The 15,527-nt window shown below is 40.4% G+C and carries 22 protein-coding genes and 1 pseudogene; 9 read left to right on the top strand and 14 right to left on the bottom strand.

Going from position 1 to position 15,527, the window contains the following annotated elements:
* The first annotated feature begins 12 nt into the window (after positions 1-12).
* Both AC2JBO_RS34275 and AC2JBO_RS34270 read left to right on the top strand, forming a co-directional pair.
* The gene (locus tag AC2JBO_RS34275; protein WP_496958109.1) at positions 13-786 is read left to right on the top strand and encodes a YdcF family protein; all 774 of its coding nucleotides are present in this window, start codon (positions 13-15) and stop codon (positions 784-786) included.
* Positions 787-874: 88 nt separating this feature from the next.
* Positions 875-1,102 (top strand): hypothetical protein, encoded by a 228-nt coding sequence (locus AC2JBO_RS34270; RefSeq protein ID WP_496958108.1) that lies wholly within the window; start codon positions 875-877, stop codon positions 1,100-1,102.
* Here the strand turns inward: AC2JBO_RS34270 and AC2JBO_RS34265 are convergent.
* Both AC2JBO_RS34265 and AC2JBO_RS34260 read right to left on the bottom strand, forming a co-directional pair.
* A complete protein-coding gene (locus tag AC2JBO_RS34265; RefSeq protein ID WP_496958107.1) occupies positions 1,085-1,546 on the bottom strand; it encodes a hypothetical protein in 462 nt (153 codons plus the stop codon). The genes AC2JBO_RS34270 and AC2JBO_RS34265 overlap by 18 nt on opposite strands.
* Positions 1,543-1,731 (bottom strand): annotated as a pseudogene (locus tag AC2JBO_RS34260) (ATP-binding protein); the annotation flags it as partial. The gene AC2JBO_RS34265 and the pseudogene AC2JBO_RS34260, both read right to left, overlap by 4 nt.
* Positions 1,732-1,888: 157 nt before the next feature.
* Between AC2JBO_RS34260 and AC2JBO_RS34255 the strand changes: the two are divergent.
* Positions 1,889-2,110, top strand: a complete 222-nt coding sequence (locus AC2JBO_RS34255; RefSeq protein WP_496958106.1) for a hypothetical protein — start codon at positions 1,889-1,891, stop codon at positions 2,108-2,110.
* Positions 2,111-2,145: 35 nt separating this feature from the next.
* On the opposite strand, the gene AC2JBO_RS34250 is transcribed toward AC2JBO_RS34255, so the two are convergent.
* The 3 genes from AC2JBO_RS34250 to AC2JBO_RS34240 all read right to left on the bottom strand — a co-directional run bounded on the left by AC2JBO_RS34250 (position 2,146) and on the right by AC2JBO_RS34240 (position 5,487).
* The gene (locus AC2JBO_RS34250) at positions 2,146-2,424 is read right to left on the bottom strand and encodes a ferredoxin-thioredoxin reductase variable chain (protein WP_496958105.1); all 279 of its coding nucleotides are present in this window, start codon (positions 2,422-2,424) and stop codon (positions 2,146-2,148) included.
* Positions 2,425-2,700: 276 nt separating this feature from the next.
* Positions 2,701-4,680, bottom strand: a complete 1,980-nt coding sequence (locus tag AC2JBO_RS34245) for a serine/threonine-protein phosphatase (protein WP_496958104.1) — start codon at positions 4,678-4,680, stop codon at positions 2,701-2,703.
* Between the two features lie 402 nt (positions 4,681-5,082).
* The gene (locus AC2JBO_RS34240; RefSeq protein ID WP_496958103.1) at positions 5,083-5,487 is read right to left on the bottom strand and encodes a Fur family transcriptional regulator; all 405 of its coding nucleotides are present in this window, start codon (positions 5,485-5,487) and stop codon (positions 5,083-5,085) included.
* A 143-nt stretch (positions 5,488-5,630) separates the two neighbouring features.
* Here AC2JBO_RS34240 and purS point away from each other — a divergent pair, with 143 nt between their 5' ends.
* Positions 5,631-5,906: a phosphoribosylformylglycinamidine synthase subunit PurS gene (gene purS / locus AC2JBO_RS34235; RefSeq protein WP_496958102.1), complete on the top strand. Its 276-nt coding sequence runs from the start codon at positions 5,631-5,633 to the stop codon at positions 5,904-5,906.
* 19 nt (positions 5,907-5,925) lie between these two features.
* Complete coding sequence (gene purQ, locus AC2JBO_RS34230; protein WP_496958101.1) at positions 5,926-6,600, top strand: phosphoribosylformylglycinamidine synthase subunit PurQ; 675 nt, start codon at positions 5,926-5,928, stop codon at positions 6,598-6,600.
* Between the two features lie 373 nt (positions 6,601-6,973).
* Here purQ and AC2JBO_RS34225 read toward each other — a convergent pair whose 3' ends face one another.
* Positions 6,974-7,561: a Uma2 family endonuclease gene (locus AC2JBO_RS34225; RefSeq protein ID WP_496958100.1), complete on the bottom strand. Its 588-nt coding sequence runs from the start codon at positions 7,559-7,561 to the stop codon at positions 6,974-6,976.
* Between the two features lie 345 nt (positions 7,562-7,906).
* On the opposite strand from AC2JBO_RS34225, the gene AC2JBO_RS34220 reads away from it, so the two are divergent.
* On the top strand, positions 7,907-9,727 hold the full coding sequence (locus tag AC2JBO_RS34220) for a hypothetical protein (RefSeq protein ID WP_496958099.1): 1,821 nt from the start codon (positions 7,907-7,909) through the stop codon (positions 9,725-9,727).
* An 89-nt stretch (positions 9,728-9,816) separates the two neighbouring features.
* Here AC2JBO_RS34220 and AC2JBO_RS34215 read toward each other — a convergent pair whose 3' ends face one another.
* The 7 genes from AC2JBO_RS34215 to AC2JBO_RS34185 all read right to left on the bottom strand — a co-directional run bounded on the left by AC2JBO_RS34215 (position 9,817) and on the right by AC2JBO_RS34185 (position 12,994).
* The gene (locus tag AC2JBO_RS34215; protein ID WP_496958098.1) at positions 9,817-11,238 is read right to left on the bottom strand and encodes an IS110 family transposase; all 1,422 of its coding nucleotides are present in this window, start codon (positions 11,236-11,238) and stop codon (positions 9,817-9,819) included.
* Positions 11,239-11,496: 258 nt separating this feature from the next.
* The gene (locus AC2JBO_RS34210) at positions 11,497-11,715 is read right to left on the bottom strand and encodes a hypothetical protein (protein ID WP_496958097.1); all 219 of its coding nucleotides are present in this window, start codon (positions 11,713-11,715) and stop codon (positions 11,497-11,499) included.
* A complete protein-coding gene (locus AC2JBO_RS34205) occupies positions 11,705-11,941 on the bottom strand; it encodes a hypothetical protein (RefSeq protein WP_496958096.1) in 237 nt (78 codons plus the stop codon). Before AC2JBO_RS34205 ends, AC2JBO_RS34210 begins: the two co-directional genes overlap by 11 nt.
* 10 nt (positions 11,942-11,951) lie before the next feature.
* Positions 11,952-12,188 carry a hypothetical protein gene (locus tag AC2JBO_RS34200; protein ID WP_496958095.1) on the bottom strand — a complete coding sequence of 79 codons (237 nt, stop codon included), beginning with the start codon at positions 12,186-12,188 and terminating at the stop codon, positions 11,952-11,954.
* On the bottom strand, positions 12,188-12,445 hold the full coding sequence (locus tag AC2JBO_RS34195) for a hypothetical protein (RefSeq protein WP_496958094.1): 258 nt from the start codon (positions 12,443-12,445) through the stop codon (positions 12,188-12,190). Before AC2JBO_RS34195 ends, AC2JBO_RS34200 begins: the two co-directional genes overlap by 1 nt.
* Positions 12,446-12,504: 59 nt before the next feature.
* Complete coding sequence (locus AC2JBO_RS34190; RefSeq protein ID WP_496958093.1) at positions 12,505-12,789, bottom strand: hypothetical protein; 285 nt, start codon at positions 12,787-12,789, stop codon at positions 12,505-12,507.
* Positions 12,779-12,994, bottom strand: coding sequence for a hypothetical protein (locus AC2JBO_RS34185; protein ID WP_496958092.1), 216 nt, complete (start codon positions 12,992-12,994; stop codon positions 12,779-12,781). The genes AC2JBO_RS34190 and AC2JBO_RS34185 overlap by 11 nt, the downstream gene beginning before the upstream one ends.
* 401 nt (positions 12,995-13,395) lie before the next feature.
* On the opposite strand from AC2JBO_RS34185, the gene AC2JBO_RS34180 reads away from it, so the two are divergent.
* Both AC2JBO_RS34180 and AC2JBO_RS34175 read left to right on the top strand, forming a co-directional pair.
* Entirely contained in the window at positions 13,396-13,668 is a 273-nt protein-coding gene (locus tag AC2JBO_RS34180; RefSeq protein ID WP_496958091.1) for a helix-turn-helix domain-containing protein, read from the top strand.
* A gap of 87 nt (positions 13,669-13,755) precedes the next feature.
* Entirely contained in the window at positions 13,756-13,956 is a 201-nt protein-coding gene (locus AC2JBO_RS34175; RefSeq protein ID WP_496958090.1) for a hypothetical protein, read from the top strand.
* Between the two features lie 456 nt (positions 13,957-14,412).
* Here the strand turns inward: AC2JBO_RS34175 and AC2JBO_RS34170 are convergent, their stop codons facing one another.
* Positions 14,413-14,556: a hypothetical protein gene (locus AC2JBO_RS34170; RefSeq protein WP_496958089.1), complete on the bottom strand. Its 144-nt coding sequence runs from the start codon at positions 14,554-14,556 to the stop codon at positions 14,413-14,415.
* 181 nt (positions 14,557-14,737) lie between these two features.
* On the opposite strand from AC2JBO_RS34170, the gene AC2JBO_RS34165 reads away from it, so the two are divergent.
* The coding region (locus AC2JBO_RS34165; RefSeq protein ID WP_496958088.1) for a hypothetical protein at positions 14,738-15,527 on the top strand (790 nt) is incomplete at its 3' end.

Below are 15,527 nucleotides of genomic sequence, written 5' to 3'. Positions count from 1 at the left end.
TGGAATGGCAAAATACCCCTACTCAGTTACCAAATGCCGAAGCAATTATTGTGCTTGGTGGTGTTAATAGTGGCTTTTTTTACCGTTCGTCGGCGCCCACGAACTGCGGCTTTTTGTATTGCAAGTGCGCTAATATTACTTTTGGGCAGTAGTAACGCTTGGGTATCTCGTTATTTTGTACGTTCGTTGGAATGGCAAAATACCCCTACTCAGTTACCAAATGCCGAAGCAATTATTGTGCTTGGTGGTGCTACTCGTTCCGCTTTCTTACCTCGACCAACAGTAGATTTACAAGAGTCAGGAGATAGAGTTATTTATGCTGCACAACTTTACCGTCAAAAGAAGGCGCCTTTAATTATATTAAGCGGTGGTCGTATTGAGTGGTTTGGTAAAGGTACTCCCGAATCAGAAGATATGGCAACAATATTAACTTCGCTTGGAATTCCAAAAGAAGCTTTGATACAAGAACCAGATTCTCTCAATACCTACCAAAACGCTGTTAATGTCAGAAAAATTTTAGAACAACGTCAAATCAAGCGTGTGTTACTTGTTACATCCGCCATTCATATGCCACGTTCGCTATTAATCTTTCAAAAACAAAATATAGACGTAATTCCGGCGCCGACCGATTTTTTGGTTAGTAATGGTGAAATTCAGGAATTAAGTAGTACTCCCAAAGCTGCTATTTTAAATTTATTACCCGACACTAATAATATTAACCATTTTACTAATGCATTGAAAGAATATATCGGTCTTGTTATATACCGTCTGCGTGGATGGCTGTAGGATAGGCGTCTCGCCTGTCCGTCCATCTAAAGCGAGTAAGTCTGGCAACGGCAAAAAATCCTCATCTTGATTAATGTTATCAATATCAATGTTATCAATATCATCGTTGATAGGAATAAGAGTCTCTGTGCTTGGTATAACTTTATTTACCTTACCAATAAAGCGAAAAACACCCGCGCGCCAACTCCAAAAATCAGGCGCCTTTCTAATTACTCCCTTCACGCTCAAAGAATACCGAGATGAACGAACCGCAAAGTACGCAAAGTACGCGAAGGAAGAAGAATTTATAGGTAATCTTCTACCAGGAAGGGAGTAACTGTTCTACTAGGTTATTTGTTAACCATAGTACGATAGAAAATGGATGATGGAGTAATGCTTCGCGCGTCCACTGTAAATAGCCAAAAAATTTCTCTAGCTCAGATTGATCTTCGTTTTCGTCAAACTTAAGAAACAGTAGTTTCTCGGCGCCTGTAACGGTGATAACTGCTTGATTATTACGATAGTGTAAATACTCCTCTTTTTCGGCTAACTCATCAAGCGCACTTCTAAGACTCGGTTCCGAACGCGCTACAGTTGTAGGGTAGCTGCGAATTGGTAAAACTTCTACTTCATAACGTTTAATTATTTCTTCACGAAATTCTAAATCATCGCATACTGCTATTAGGATATTTAACCGACCAAAACTAGCTTCGATTGAAACTATTAAATCATCATACGCATCTTGCTTTTTTGGGTCAATATTAACTTCTTTATTCATCATGATATTAAACCCTCATCGCGCAACAACTGCACAACTATTGGATGTACATCATACCAAATTTGACGGTTACGGTATTCTAAAACATAAAGACCATGCAGTAAATCTAGAAACTCTGATTGTTTTGGGTCTTCTGGTTTAAAATTTTGGTATGTTATTTGTAGAATTTGGTAATCTGTTCTACCAAGGGACACTTTATGTCGCGCGTTCAGTAGCTAGAATTAGAAGTAGGTCAAATTTTAATCTTAACTCCTAACTCCTAATTCGTAAGGTGCGTGACGCTACCAGACACTCGCTTCGTTTTAGGTTTGTTAGTAGCGTCACACAACCTACGTTTATTATTTTATGGCAAAAGATTTTCCTTATATTATCCCTTCGGCACCTGCTGAGGTTGACGAAGTGTTTGGGGCAGCGCAGGTAACGAAAGAATATTATCATGAAGTTCAGATACGAACTGAACATAAACAACACTGTGAGTGGTATCGTGCGACTGCCGCACGTCACCGTCAAGAACTAGAAAAAATGCGCGGCGAATTGAATATTTTTGCGTGGTTTCGCCGACGATAAGCATTTTCTTAAATGTAAACTAAAGTACTAAATGTTTACTCAATGACTTCCAACTCGTTTTCACGTAGATGTGCCTTAAATTTTTTGGTGAACTGAACGAGTAATGGCAAGTTAGCGCTCACAGGTCTACCTTGCCATTCGGTTACAATACGTTCAACTTGCCCTTCTGTGCCTTTGAGGTCAAAAGCTTTACCGCGATGTTCGGGATGATGGTAAACTACAACCGAATCTTTAACACGAACGCGATCGCCTTTTTTCATATCAGCACTTATACCTAACTTTACTGTTTGCACTGCTAGTGTTTCCACCCTCATCCCTCGCCTATCTACTCAAATGACAATAAATTAAATCAGCCTCTTGCTCGCATTCGTTAGCTACAGTTACTTTTGTGATAAGCAGGTTTGTTTGTAAGGACAACGATGTGTACTTACGAACAAAAGCCTGCACAAGCAGGCTTAATTTATCCAAAATCGCTTTGAAACGATAAACGAACTCAGACGGTAAAAACCACCTAACATAACAAGAGATCTAATCATTCCCTAATTCTCACACAATATTGTCTTTGTTAAAAGTGGGGAGTCAAGCCTTATTTATCTGCGAGTTGGACACGCGCGCTGTAAACTAGTCGGTAGTTGCCTACATAATGAGTTAAATGAACGAGGATTGTAACGCCACCACACAAACAACCCTAGACTTACACACCCTATTAACAGCAGCATTAATCCAATTAGCAATACAAATGTTTTGCCACGCTTTTTGGTAGGAGTCGTTTTTATGGGTGGTGTAGAAGGCGCCTCAAGAGTCGGTTCTGGTGACAATTCTAAGTCAAGCGGTGCAGGAGAGTCTAATTGATTCGATGCAATCGTTACACTTTCAACGGAAATTACATTATTATCAGTGTCAACGTTGGCATCAGTTTCTGACTCGTCGATAAATGTGTCGAGATGAAGCGGATAAGGAGAAGTTGCCGCCAAATAATCGGGCGATACGCGACAATAGTTGATCACTAACGATATATTATCGTGACCATTGATTTGATTCGCGATATTTATCCATGCCGCAACTCCCTCTAATATTGTTCGATGTCCATCTAATATTGGTAGCGCTTCAGTTCTCCATGTGCGTTCGACCAAGTTATTATCGCTAAACCCATCCGAACACAGTATCAGTAAACCATCTTCTTCGATAATGAACCGCTTCCCGTGGAAGTGTAAATATTGCGCTTCTTTTGTTCCCAAAGCTTGCGTTAGGGCGCCTGCATCCGCACGAGTTAGTGCTTTACGATATAACATACGACCATTACGTGCTTCGCGCGTTGCAATATCATCATCCAAAGTTAGCAGTTGACAACCGTCACGAGTTATCCAGTACGCGCGACTATCACCAATACTCGCTATATATAATTCGTGGGAGTTTTCTGCATCCCATCCCATTGGAGTTTGAATAGCTTGTGGAACTTGTAAGGCTATTACTAGCGTTGTTCCCATACGCTGTGTACCAGAACGGTTTTGTTCGTTATTGGCATTACATATCAAGTTATTAACAACACGCAAAGAAGCTTCGAGTTGAGAAAGCAGTAAGTCGGGAGGAACGGGTTCATTACTAAATGCTACTTCCGTTAGTAAAGCACGAGCTTGTAATTTTAATGATTGGATGGCAAGTTGACTTGCTACTTCTCCTCCTTCGTGTCCTCCAATACCGTCGCAAATAATTGATACTCGTCCTAGCTTTTCGTCATCTGTACCATTTTCAGTACTATTAGGAAAGCAAGCATCTTCGTTGTGCTTTAACTGGGCGCCGGCAAAAGTGGCGCCTGCGACTTTAAAATAAAGTGGTAGCTCAGAAGCTGCTGAAAGCAATAAATGATTGAGTTGCTTTTGGATGTTTTGTATATCTTCTGATGATGCTAGTGTAAGTAACCGAACAATCGATTTTAATTGCTCGCTAACATTGGATTGTGCTGTATATATCAGAGGTTGCCAGCATTCACCCAATTGTTGTAATGAAGCAGGCGCCTCTATTAATTCTACTAAACGCACGCACCAACCAGATACCCTCAAGTTATCTGGCAGCAGTAAACTACCATGCATTCCCAACTTTGACAAAGGTTGCCACAGTTCTAGTATTTGCCACAACCAGTAAACTTGACGAACCCCTGTTGCTGTTCTGTATGCATCGAAAATTGTCGGGTAAATACCGCTATCGTCAATTGGCGCTTCTAATAGCAGTATGGGTGATGCGGTTTTTTCTGTTATACAATCGTACACGCGCGGTATATGTAAATATTGACTATAGCATTTAGCATAAGCGCTGACTTCTGTAGGTAATTTCTCTGAGCATAACGGTAACTCCTTGGGTTTAATATCTCGCCAAATTTGCGGTGAAACTACTTCATATCTATGAGCGATGGTTTCACCTGAAGCTATTTTCGACGCTTCCTGTCCAGTTGCCCACAAATATCTATAAACTAATGGTGTTTGACATGCTGCACATTCCTTATTTCCAACTGCGTTTATTGGTGCTGTGCAAGTCGGATTTATGCACTCAATTATACTTGATGTCGTAATCATCTAATTTTCTATCTGTGCTTATTTTTACTTGATATATACGCGGTAATTTGTTTAATTTTTTCTTGGGGAAAAAACTTTGTAAATGTATGAGTGTTATATAAGCACAGATTTGGATTTTAGGGAATGTGGGAAAGGACTGAAGTCCTTATTACAAGTGTCTGGAAAACAAAATTGCTATCGTAATGGGGAGTTGGCGCCGTTTGAAGAGAAGGGTAAGTCCAAAGCGTAGAAAATGAATACTGAATTCTAGACTTATATCTTACGCTTTTTACTACTGCTTTCGCCCCCATTACAATTAGCTGTTATCAACCCCGCTGGTTCAAATCAATGCTTTAGTACAATTGCTATTTACTCAGTACTCAGTACTCAGCACTCAGCACTTCATACTCAGCACTATTCAACTTACTGAGTTAATTGTGCAGCTTGAGCGAGTTGACACTTGCTACATAAGCCAAAAAATTCCAAAGTGTGGTAGAAAATTTTGAATTTGTGGGCATTTTGAAGTTCAATCTCCAGGTCGTGTGCTGGACATTGATTTACTGGTAAAGAAGTACCACAAGCAAGACAAGTTAAGTGGTGCTTGTCTTGTTGTGCCAAGCTGTAAAGAGCTTCACCGTTGGTAAGAGTTCGCATTTGCACCATTCCTTCGAGCTTTAACGCTTCAAGCGAACGATAAACGGTGGCTAAACCCATACTCTGGTTACGACTACGTAACTCTACATACATATCCTGGGCTGAAATACCGAGTTTGACTGTTTTGAGCAGATTCAATATCCGCTCCTGACTACGGGTGCGCGAAGCTTTCATGACAGTTTTTTGGTGTGCCGATATCATTTATACTTTATATAGTGACTATGATGTAGCTTAACTTATACTTATAATCAATACCAAACAATGAACCCCTATTAGATGTAGTATAAGCATTAAGAGTCATTCAATTCACAAAGCCAGTGCTGATAAGATACAAAGCTAAAGTTTACGTAACGCTTCGTCCATCCGTATTAGACCCAGCAGGGACAGCGGTGCAATCTGGATTAACCCAGTTAGGATACAACAACGTTGAGTCCTGTCGGATTGGAAAATATATTGAACTTACTCTTACTGCCCCAGATGAAAGTACTGCACGTCAAGATTTAGACAAGATGTGTGATTCTATGTTAGCAAATCCTGTGATTGAAAATTACCGCTTTGAGTTATTGGAAGTCGAGTCTCAAATTGGTGTTTAGTAGGGTAAAGGGTAAAGGTATGAAATTTGGGGTTGTAGTTTTTCCTGGTTCTAACTGCGATAGAGACGTTGCTTATGTAACGCGCGATATTTTACAACAACCGACACGAATGGTTTGGCACCAAGACACAGATATTTCTGACTTGGACGTGGTTGTTATTCCTGGTGGTTTTAGTTACGGTGATTATTTACGATGTGGCGCCATTGCGAAGTTTTCACCAGTAATGCAGCAAGTAATTGCACACGCATCTTCTGGTAAACTAGTGCTTGGTATATGTAATGGCTTTCAAGTATTAACCGAAGCTGGACTTTTACCAGGAGCATTAACGCGGAATCGTGATTTACATTTCATCTGCGACCGAGTTCCGCTCAAGGTCGAAAATAACAGTCTTGTTTGGACACAGCAATATAGTAAAGGTGAAATTATGACTTTGCCTATTGCTCATGGTGAAGGAAGGTTTTATGCTGACTCCGACACACTCAAAGCGATAGAAGACTCTGGACAAGTTGTATTTCGTTACGAAAACGATAATCCCAACGGTTCATTAAATAATATTGCTGGTATTTGCAATTCTACTGGTAATGTTGTAGGTATGATGCCCCACCCTGAACGCGCGGCTGATACAATGCTCGGTAACACTGACGGATTAAAGATGTTTGCTGGGTTACTCGAAAAAGTCGCAGCGATGGTCTAACGGATAGTATAGTAGAGTGGCACTATTTAACGCACCATCTAATCTAACTACCAAAATTAAGGGAAAACGAACCGCAAAGTACGCGAAGTACGCAAAGAAAGAAATAAGATGCATAGCACTCCCCAACGCTTTTTACAAATATAGCACTATTGTTCTGTCTGTAAGTTTTGCAAGGTTGGAGGGATGAACCACAAAGACACAAAGGGCACAAAGGAAGAATGATTAAGGAGTGAACCTGCCAAAATTAATAACATGAACCGCTACTGGTCTGTGTCAATAGTTTTGGTATGTTCTCTCTTCTTAATTCTTTCTTTGCGTCCTTCGCGTACTTTGCGGTTCGTTTTGGGGTTAACAACTGGTGTAAGAGAGAGTACTACATAACTTTCGTCATATCTAGTGTAAAGCCAGGTAATACGTCTTCTCCTGATAAAGTAGCAGGATTTTGAAGAATTTCAACATCTTGATTTGGACGGTAAATTTCCACTCTTTTATTTTTACGGTCAATTAACCAACCTAACCTAGCACCATTCTTAATATATTCTTCCATTTTTTGCTGTAATTCTTTGAGCGAATCACTTGGAGAACGTAATTCTACAACAAAGTCAGGACAAATGGGAGCAAAAATAGCTTGTTCTTCTTCGCTTAAAGCATCCCATCTTTCACGCTTTATCCACGAAGCATCTGGACTTCGCTCCGCACCATTAGGAAGTTTAAAACCAGCAGATGGACCGAATACCTCACCCAAATCACTTTGCTCGTTCCATATATCAAGTTTTGTAGTGATTTTTACGTTACGTCTGTCGGTATCACTCCCTGATGGTGACATGATTAATACTTCCCCTGATGCTGTACGTTCAAATTGATAATCACGGTTTCTTTGACATAGCTCGAAGAACTGCTCATCAGTTAAGTCTATTTTTAGTTTGAAAGTTTTTGTGGAAGTGACTGATGGCGCCTGCATAAGTCAATAATATTGATGGATGTTACTACATTTTAATATTTTAATTAAGAATGAGCGCGCAAATTTTTCATTTTCTTAGCCATTATACTTAAGAAGCATAATTATTTTTTACAAAAACTTTTAAGTACAATAGCGGTAGTCAATTGATATATACAAAGATTATTACTAAATTATTACCTTGCCGTATTAATTTTAATTAATGCAGGACTTACGATATTGTTGTCACAATTGTAAGTCGGTGCGTGACACCACAAATCTTATTGCTACGTTTAAGTTTTTTCATAGTGTCACACACCCTACATTTTTATGTGTCAGCATTTAATATTTACCAGGGAGTTGATACCGTTGAATAATATTTCAGACGATAATGACTTAGTTTACGTAGACTACACTGATTTATTAACTAAGATTTTACAAGCTGTTCAAAGTCAGCAAGTGTTTGAAGTCTGTTTTCAAGGCTTACATTTACACGTTAATATTAATAAAATTTCTATCAGTGTCTCCTCTCAACCCGTGCAAAACCCTTTAGGCGCCGATGCTAAAAGCGCGCGTTGTGCTACTGTTCATAATAGTCCAGGTTCAGATACACGTTTTCAAGAGCTAATTAGTAAAATTTATCATTATGTAGAGCAACAGTTATCCAATTTATCGGATGATACAGTTGAATTTATTGCTGGGATGGTAACTAGTTTACAAGCTTTGACTAGTCAACCGAGTTTGAATTTTACCTACAATTTTTCTTCATATAAAGGATTACAGAAGCAACGTTTGACTTTGAATCATACAGGTAATTCTACTCAGCAACCAGAATTACTTCTCAAGTTTCACAAGTTAACGATATCTGTACAAAATACTCGTGATTTTAATCGACATTTACAGCAAGGTCTCAATAATTATATCGATTTACATCACCAAAATATCACTGCTGCGGAACGCGAAGATTTAGAGTATATTCTAGAAGACTCGGAGAAAGATGCAAATTCAGATTTGTATCGGTTACAAAATCTTGTCAATACAGAAACGCTTGGAAAGCTGAAAAAGTATGCACAAATTTATTATTTAGAGTTTCTGCTGGAGAATGTTAGTACTTCAGGTAGTCAAAACGCAAAAGCTATTGTTTATTTACAAGATTTAATTCGGCGCCTTAAGCTAGTTGAAGCGTATATTGGTGATAGCACAAAACCTGATGGAGATTACTTAGTTAGCTATTCAGGTGTCTCGGTTAATTACAGAGACATGTTTTCACGTGCGGAAGTTTATGAGATACTGCCAATTATCCCTATCATCGATGGACATTTAGGAGAAAACAAAGATGGGGAGAAAGCAGAAATCGAGTTTGTTTTCGGTATCAAGTTAAAATTTGATGGCAAGGTACAAGCACTCGGTGGCAAAAATGTATTTGAGTACCATTTAAATTTACTCAACCCCGATAGTGCAGAACATCAAGCAGGTTTAGCAAACCAAGCTACAAAGGAAACTTTTGTTCGCAAAGTTTTAAAAATCGCTTTTCTATACTACTCCGTTTTTGCTTCGCGTCAAAACCCCACCAAACGAGACTATAATTTTCATCAAGAATTGGATTATGACCCAGTAGCAGCGTTTGATAAGCATGTACTGACTAAACTCCAAGCTAGCGATGAAGTTACAAAACAGAAGTTGTTCCGTGATATCTATAAATACTTCCAAGATTTGAAGGTGCAACTTAAAATCAATTCGCTCAAAGTTCTATTGCGTAACCTGCTCAGATACAAAACCAATTTTAACGCGCGCTCGTTCCCTCTACATATATCCATCAAACAAGGTATCGTCGAAGATAACATCCAATCGTGCTTTAAAAGCAATACTTTATTCAAACCCATTTTAAGAGGAAACCCCAAAGAGAACCTCAAATACATCGCACTCGGTGAAGCACAAGCTAATACTAATGTATTGTGTACATTACCAGGAAAAATAACTTTTAGCGACATTCATTTCTTTGCCACTGAGGACAAGCAGACTTTCACAATGGAGTATGACTTGCGTGGTATCAACGCTTTGCCAATTTTGATGGCGCCTATAAATAATCCTAGCTGTAAGCGTTTGTATAGCCGCGAGTTTTCGGGGCGTAAGTTAATTGTATTTCTGTCTAATAAGTTTTCTTATAACATTTTAAAACCCCCCTTGTAATTAAGGGGGGTTAGGGGGTTAATAAGTACTATGGGGTATAACGTCTCCACCAAACACAAGTTAGCGGTGGCTTGAATGCTCGACGTTGATCACGTTTTAGTTTGCGTTGAAACAACATCACTCTCGTCAAGTTCGACTGTTTGAGTATCTGAAGAATGTTCACGAACTAACTCCTGAAACATTAGGTTTACAACTTTAGCCATCAACTTACCCTGCATGTGTTTACCGTTAAGTAGCTTTTGCCCTTGTTCATTAGTCATATTTTTAAACTTTGAACAAGTTGCAAGTAGGTTATCGGTAACATCGTTACTAGGAATGCGACCTGTTTCTACCTGACACAGTACGTACTGCCAGAGTGACATACGACACAACGCGCTACCACCAGTTTTTTCTACTAATGCATCACCGCTTTGCTCTAAGGCTGTACCCATACCTAGACGCATTTTGAATGTGTCTCTACTGCGGTTACGCTTTACCCGTTTAGTTTCCCCGGCGCCGCGTTTTATAACAGTTTGACCATTGCGACGTTCCTTCTCAATTTTTTTTACTTCCTTAGTTTCGTACTCAATCAAAGGTTTACCATTGGTTAAATACGCTTCAAACGGGTAAATTCTAGACAGCAAGCGCGCGCGAACTCGTAGACCGAAACCGAACTTATCGAACACTTTGTTACATGCTTTGAAGTTTTCATGCGTTACTAGTGTCACAAGTTCTGCTTCTATCGCTTGTTCGTTAAGAGACACGTCACACAACCAATCAGCGTGTTGCCTCAAAGTCGAGTCTATTTTTATACCGTAAGCTACAGCAACAGACTTAGAGTAGAGGTTGTTGAGTCGTGTTCGAGAAGCTGGTGCGATATCGATACGTCCTGAAAGCCAACTCCATAAAGGCGGAGCGCTTCCCGGTCGTGTTGATACCGATACCCTGTGAGCAACTTCTGGAAACTGCCACGCGAGTAATTGCCGCGCGTAGTTAATAATCGGAGATTGCACTCGATTTAAATGTTCCAGTTGCTGACACAATTCCCGAACGCGGTCTATATTTTCTGGTCTATGTATTAGAAAATACCGCATATTTAGCTCACCATTTTCGTGCTTATGGTCAGTATCATTAGGGTATGCAGCCATTGCTAGAGCATCAGCAGGGTCGCTTTTGTTGGGTAAATTTTTACCACCACGATAACGTCTTAATTCGATGTGACCAACCCAAAGTACCTTAATATTAAGTGCAGTTAATATAGATGCCCATATTCGGCTGTAGTGATTGCCGGTTGGTTCTAGTACTGCCACATCAGGTCTAATTTCCTTTAGGTAATCAGCAAAATCGTAAGCGCTTTTCTGCTTTTTTCTTGCGTCAGGATTCGAGAAAAATGTAGGATATAAAGTGTTGGCTTTATTTCTTGTTTTTTCCCAATACGTTCGCAAGCCACCGATTGGATAGGAGTCCAGTAGGTGGAGTGTGACGCTACTTTTAGAAACGTCTACCCCTAGCGTTTTTAATTTAGTTGTCATGGTGCTGTTAGTCTGAGTGTTGTAATTTTAATAACCCAGGTGCAAGCGCGTGAATCACCCTAACGCCTCGCATATTGCAGGCGCGATTCTGTTCTAAACGCACTGGGTATCCGTAGGAGTTGAGGAGCTGCGCTTGAAATACATAACACCAAAGGCGCATTTCCTTACTAACGCCGCGTCCTCACGCATTACGGATGCGAAACTGGTTTGGACCCAATCCGCGACACTACCGAGGGGTAGTGTTTCGACTACGGGGTTTTACATAGTCTCATCAGGCGGGTAAAATCTAGTAACGAAAGATTCTTTTTCGGTAGGTTTGAGCCTTAAGTAATAAATTTCTGCCCAATTTTGGATTTCGTCAGCAATTTCACCTGATGATAGTGAGCTGTGCCTTGAAATCCAATCACAAGCCGCAAAAATTACTAAAGAGTTAATAATGACTCTTTTTTTGCTAACAGACATTTTTTCAATTTCCATTACTTGCAGCCTCGCTAATTTCTACGTAAGCTTTAATTTGGGCATCGCGCTGTTGTTGGGTCATTTGGTCGTATTGTTTCTCAGCAAGTTCCCCTGCTTGATATGACCATTCCATCATTGGGATACCTGTTTTTGTCTCAAGCCATTGAGCTATAACGCCCATAGTTAGAGCGTTGATTAAAAATTCTTCTTTGTCGCAAACAACGTTATTACCTTGTAGTTTCATGTTCGTCTCCTTAGTTTCGTTCGTACTTACCTTCTTGCGATGCCATTAAACCTTGAATAAAAAGAGCGCGGTCTAATGGTGACATTGAGTCGTATTGTCGTTGAGCATTGCTCTGTAAAAATATTTGCCATTCCTCCTTAGTGTAAGTGGTTTCTTTTTCAAGTATTTGTACAGCAATGCCCATTGCAAGAGTATTCAATAAAAGCATTTCTTGACTGATAATAATGTCATTACCTTGGATATGCATTAATTAAATCTCCTATTTAATTGACGGTAGTTAGAAGCGCGATTATTAATACTTTCTACTGCTTCATTCCAAGCATCAATTAACGCTTGAGCATCTTTCTTGTGAAAGATTTGTTTATCGCCATTTTGCCAGGTAACGTAGACTATCGAGCAGTCTTCGTTGGTTTCAAGTTGACGTATTTGGGCAAGATTGACCCAACCTTTTGTAGGTAGTTTAGCGCTGTACACAGAGGGGGTGTTTATGATAGTATGGGTCATAGTTTTACATGAGATGTAGTGGCTGACGTAGTATGAGAACGTGCAGCCACTTTGTTTATTTAGAACGGTATACCGTCCTCGTCTTTGTCGCCACTAGGAAGTGGAAGTTTTTCTTTCACCACGGGAACAGGTGAAGGTGGAACTGGTTCTTTGTAAGCGGGTTTTTCGGTGTTTTGGGAAGTTTCGTTATCCGGGTACAATTCTTCGTGAACGAAATTAACGAGCTTCTGCATTGCTTCTTTTGGGTTATCACCTTCATTTAAATGAGCAATTGCCTCTGCTGTTCGTGATTGGAAGTTACCAAGATTTCTAATTTCCCTCACTGCGATGGTTTTAATCTCCATTGTTTACAGGTGGCAGGGAGTTACAGAGAAATTTGACGTAATAATAAGCGCCGTCGGTGGCAACTTGATTTAACCGATTGCAGTAGCAATCAGCGTCAACTTTGCTTTTAAAGCGTCGTAAAATACGCCTTTGACCGCGAAGAAGCATTAGCACAGTCCAGGGTTTAACCCTACTTTCTGCACTTTCAGAAATTTGATTTTGCATTTTTCTCCATTAAGAATTAGGGCGATTAAAGGAATCACCCAATGAACTTACAAAAAGTTTTTTCGATTGAGGATGAGAAAAGAGTGACGTGTTGTTAAATAAGCACTTCCCCCAAGAACGCTAAATTTAGTCATTGATAATTAAGCACAACAGTTAACACCAATGTGCTGTTTTAATTGAGCTACCCGTTAAACACCAAGGCAGGTCGTTGAATAAAGGGGGCTGCCAGTTCCCCTCGGTTTTGGTGGACAACAGGTGAGACACTTAAAAAAACTAGCCAAATCAAGCAGGTATCAGGCCATTTGAATCTGGCTGGCTTTAATGTCGTCTATATCTAGACATTATGTCTAGAAGTTGTGTCAAAAGTCAACTACCTAGACATAATATCTAGACGGGTTATCATGGTAAAAATAAGAAAATCTAGGCTAGATGATGGGGGTGATTCGCCCTTGAAGGCAATTAGGCAGGAGCTAGAAATGTCTCAAGAAGAGTTCGGGCGGGCTATTGGCACAACAGGCAGAACTGTTAGTCGCTGGGAAGCAGGTGATAGTATACCTACTTTTACGGTGTCTCAAATGAAGCTGTTCGACCAGTTGCTTAAAAGAATAGGGAAAACAATTCAAGATTTACCTGATGATTTAGGCCCTAAAGGGCGTTATCCAGAAAATCTTTAAATACAAATGCGAGGTTATCCGGATGCTTAAAACGCTTCCTACCTCGCATCTTGGATTAATAACCATACCACTTGGAGCATTAATCCTATGAATATTTTACGCTTAGGCACTGTCACCGCGAACTCTCAAACTAGAAAACTGTTTGGTCAATTAGTACGCTTGCTGAATGGCGATAGTGTTACCGCGAATCGACTGCTAGATAATCAACGAAAAATGACACCAAATAAATCGGAGGAATGGGTATTAGAAAAAGTACTTTCTGACTTACAACGCGATAGACGGTATTAGGCTACTAATAAAAAACCTCACGCGCGCCGTGAGGTTATAACGGAACTGTTTGAGATGTTCTTCTTTAGAACTACTATACAAAAGCAAAAACCACCCCGTCAGGTGGCCACCAATAAATACAGTTGCTATGAACAATACACTTTTTAAACTCGACAGAGAACAGAGCGTTATACAGTATGTTAACTGTTCTCAGTGCCTGTACTTCTCAATACAGTAGAGGTAGTACATATGACTGATGACAGATGGAACCCTAACGACTTTGGGGAAGCTGCATTTAAAACCGACGGTGATCAATTAACGATTTTTTACGTTAAATCAAGCTAGAGAAAATCAAAAGCGGATAGACGATTTATATAGAAAGACAGTTGGTGATGCTGTACCGAGAGAAGTCGAAATAGTACCCCCTGATGACTTCAATCAACTACGTAAACCAACAAAAAACATAACTCCTCCAGTTCATCTGGAGGAGATTATTAAAATTCGACAACAAAAGCTTGCAAAACAACCGCCACCAAGAAGACCACCACCAAACCCAGATGTTTTAGATTTAGCTCCTCCATCTGCAACGCCAGGAGCTAAAACAGGTGGATTTAAAACCATACCTGACCCCAAAAACTTACCAAAGGACATACCGCCGCCAGTTCCTGTAAACCCAAAATATAAACCCCCGCCAGTACCTAAGCCTAAAACTCCTGGTTTACCGCCTGCGCCATCAACCGGAACAGTTCCTAAGCCTGGTGGATTAGCAGCGGGTGGTGCTTTTGCTGCTGGAACAGATTTAGTGTTTCGGCTTGCTGCTGGACAACCACCAGTACAAGCTGTTGCTGGTGCATTAGGTACAGGTGTTGGAACAGTTGCCGGTACTGTAATTGGTGGTGCTTTAGGTGGACCACTGGGCGCCTTTGTTGGTGGAATGATTGGTGGTGCTATTGGTGGAGCTTTGATTGACCTATTTTTTCCAAGTCCAATTGAGGCGCCAGAAATTCCACGTTTTCCAATGCCACCACTTGGTAAAGATTACACGGTTTACTTAATTACTTGGGATGTTACTACTTATGGTGGTAACACGAGTTTCACAACTGAGCTTCAGAGATATGTTTGGGGTCCAATCACTGGCTACACAGAAGAATATGTTCCACGTATAAGTTATTTATCACCTCACAATCTTGGATATGGGCCAATTATTTCATGCGGTGGAGAATGGGGAGGTCCAACGGAAGTAGAAAGACCTCCAAGCAACCCTGATTTTATTTGGGCATCCAGTTACTACGATTTTCCAACTCAAGAACCCCGCATAACAATCAACATTAAGCGGATAGAAAGACTTGATGGATTACCTTTTGACTTTGGAGTACCATCACCAAGTCCAAGTCCTTCGCCACAACCCCAACCACAACCACAGCCTCAACCACAACCACAGCCACAGCCACAGCCACAGCCACAACCTCAACCTCAACCACAACCTCAACCACAGCCACAGCCACAACCTCAACCTCAACCTCAACCTCAACCACAGCCACAGCCTCAACCACAACCACAGCCACAACCTCAACCTCAACCACAACCACAGC

The organism is Calothrix sp. CBUCES-K 9914 (assembly GCF_059640475.1).
The sequence above is the reverse complement of the archived record's forward strand: the minus strand, read 5'-3'. Positions and strand labels throughout refer to the sequence as shown.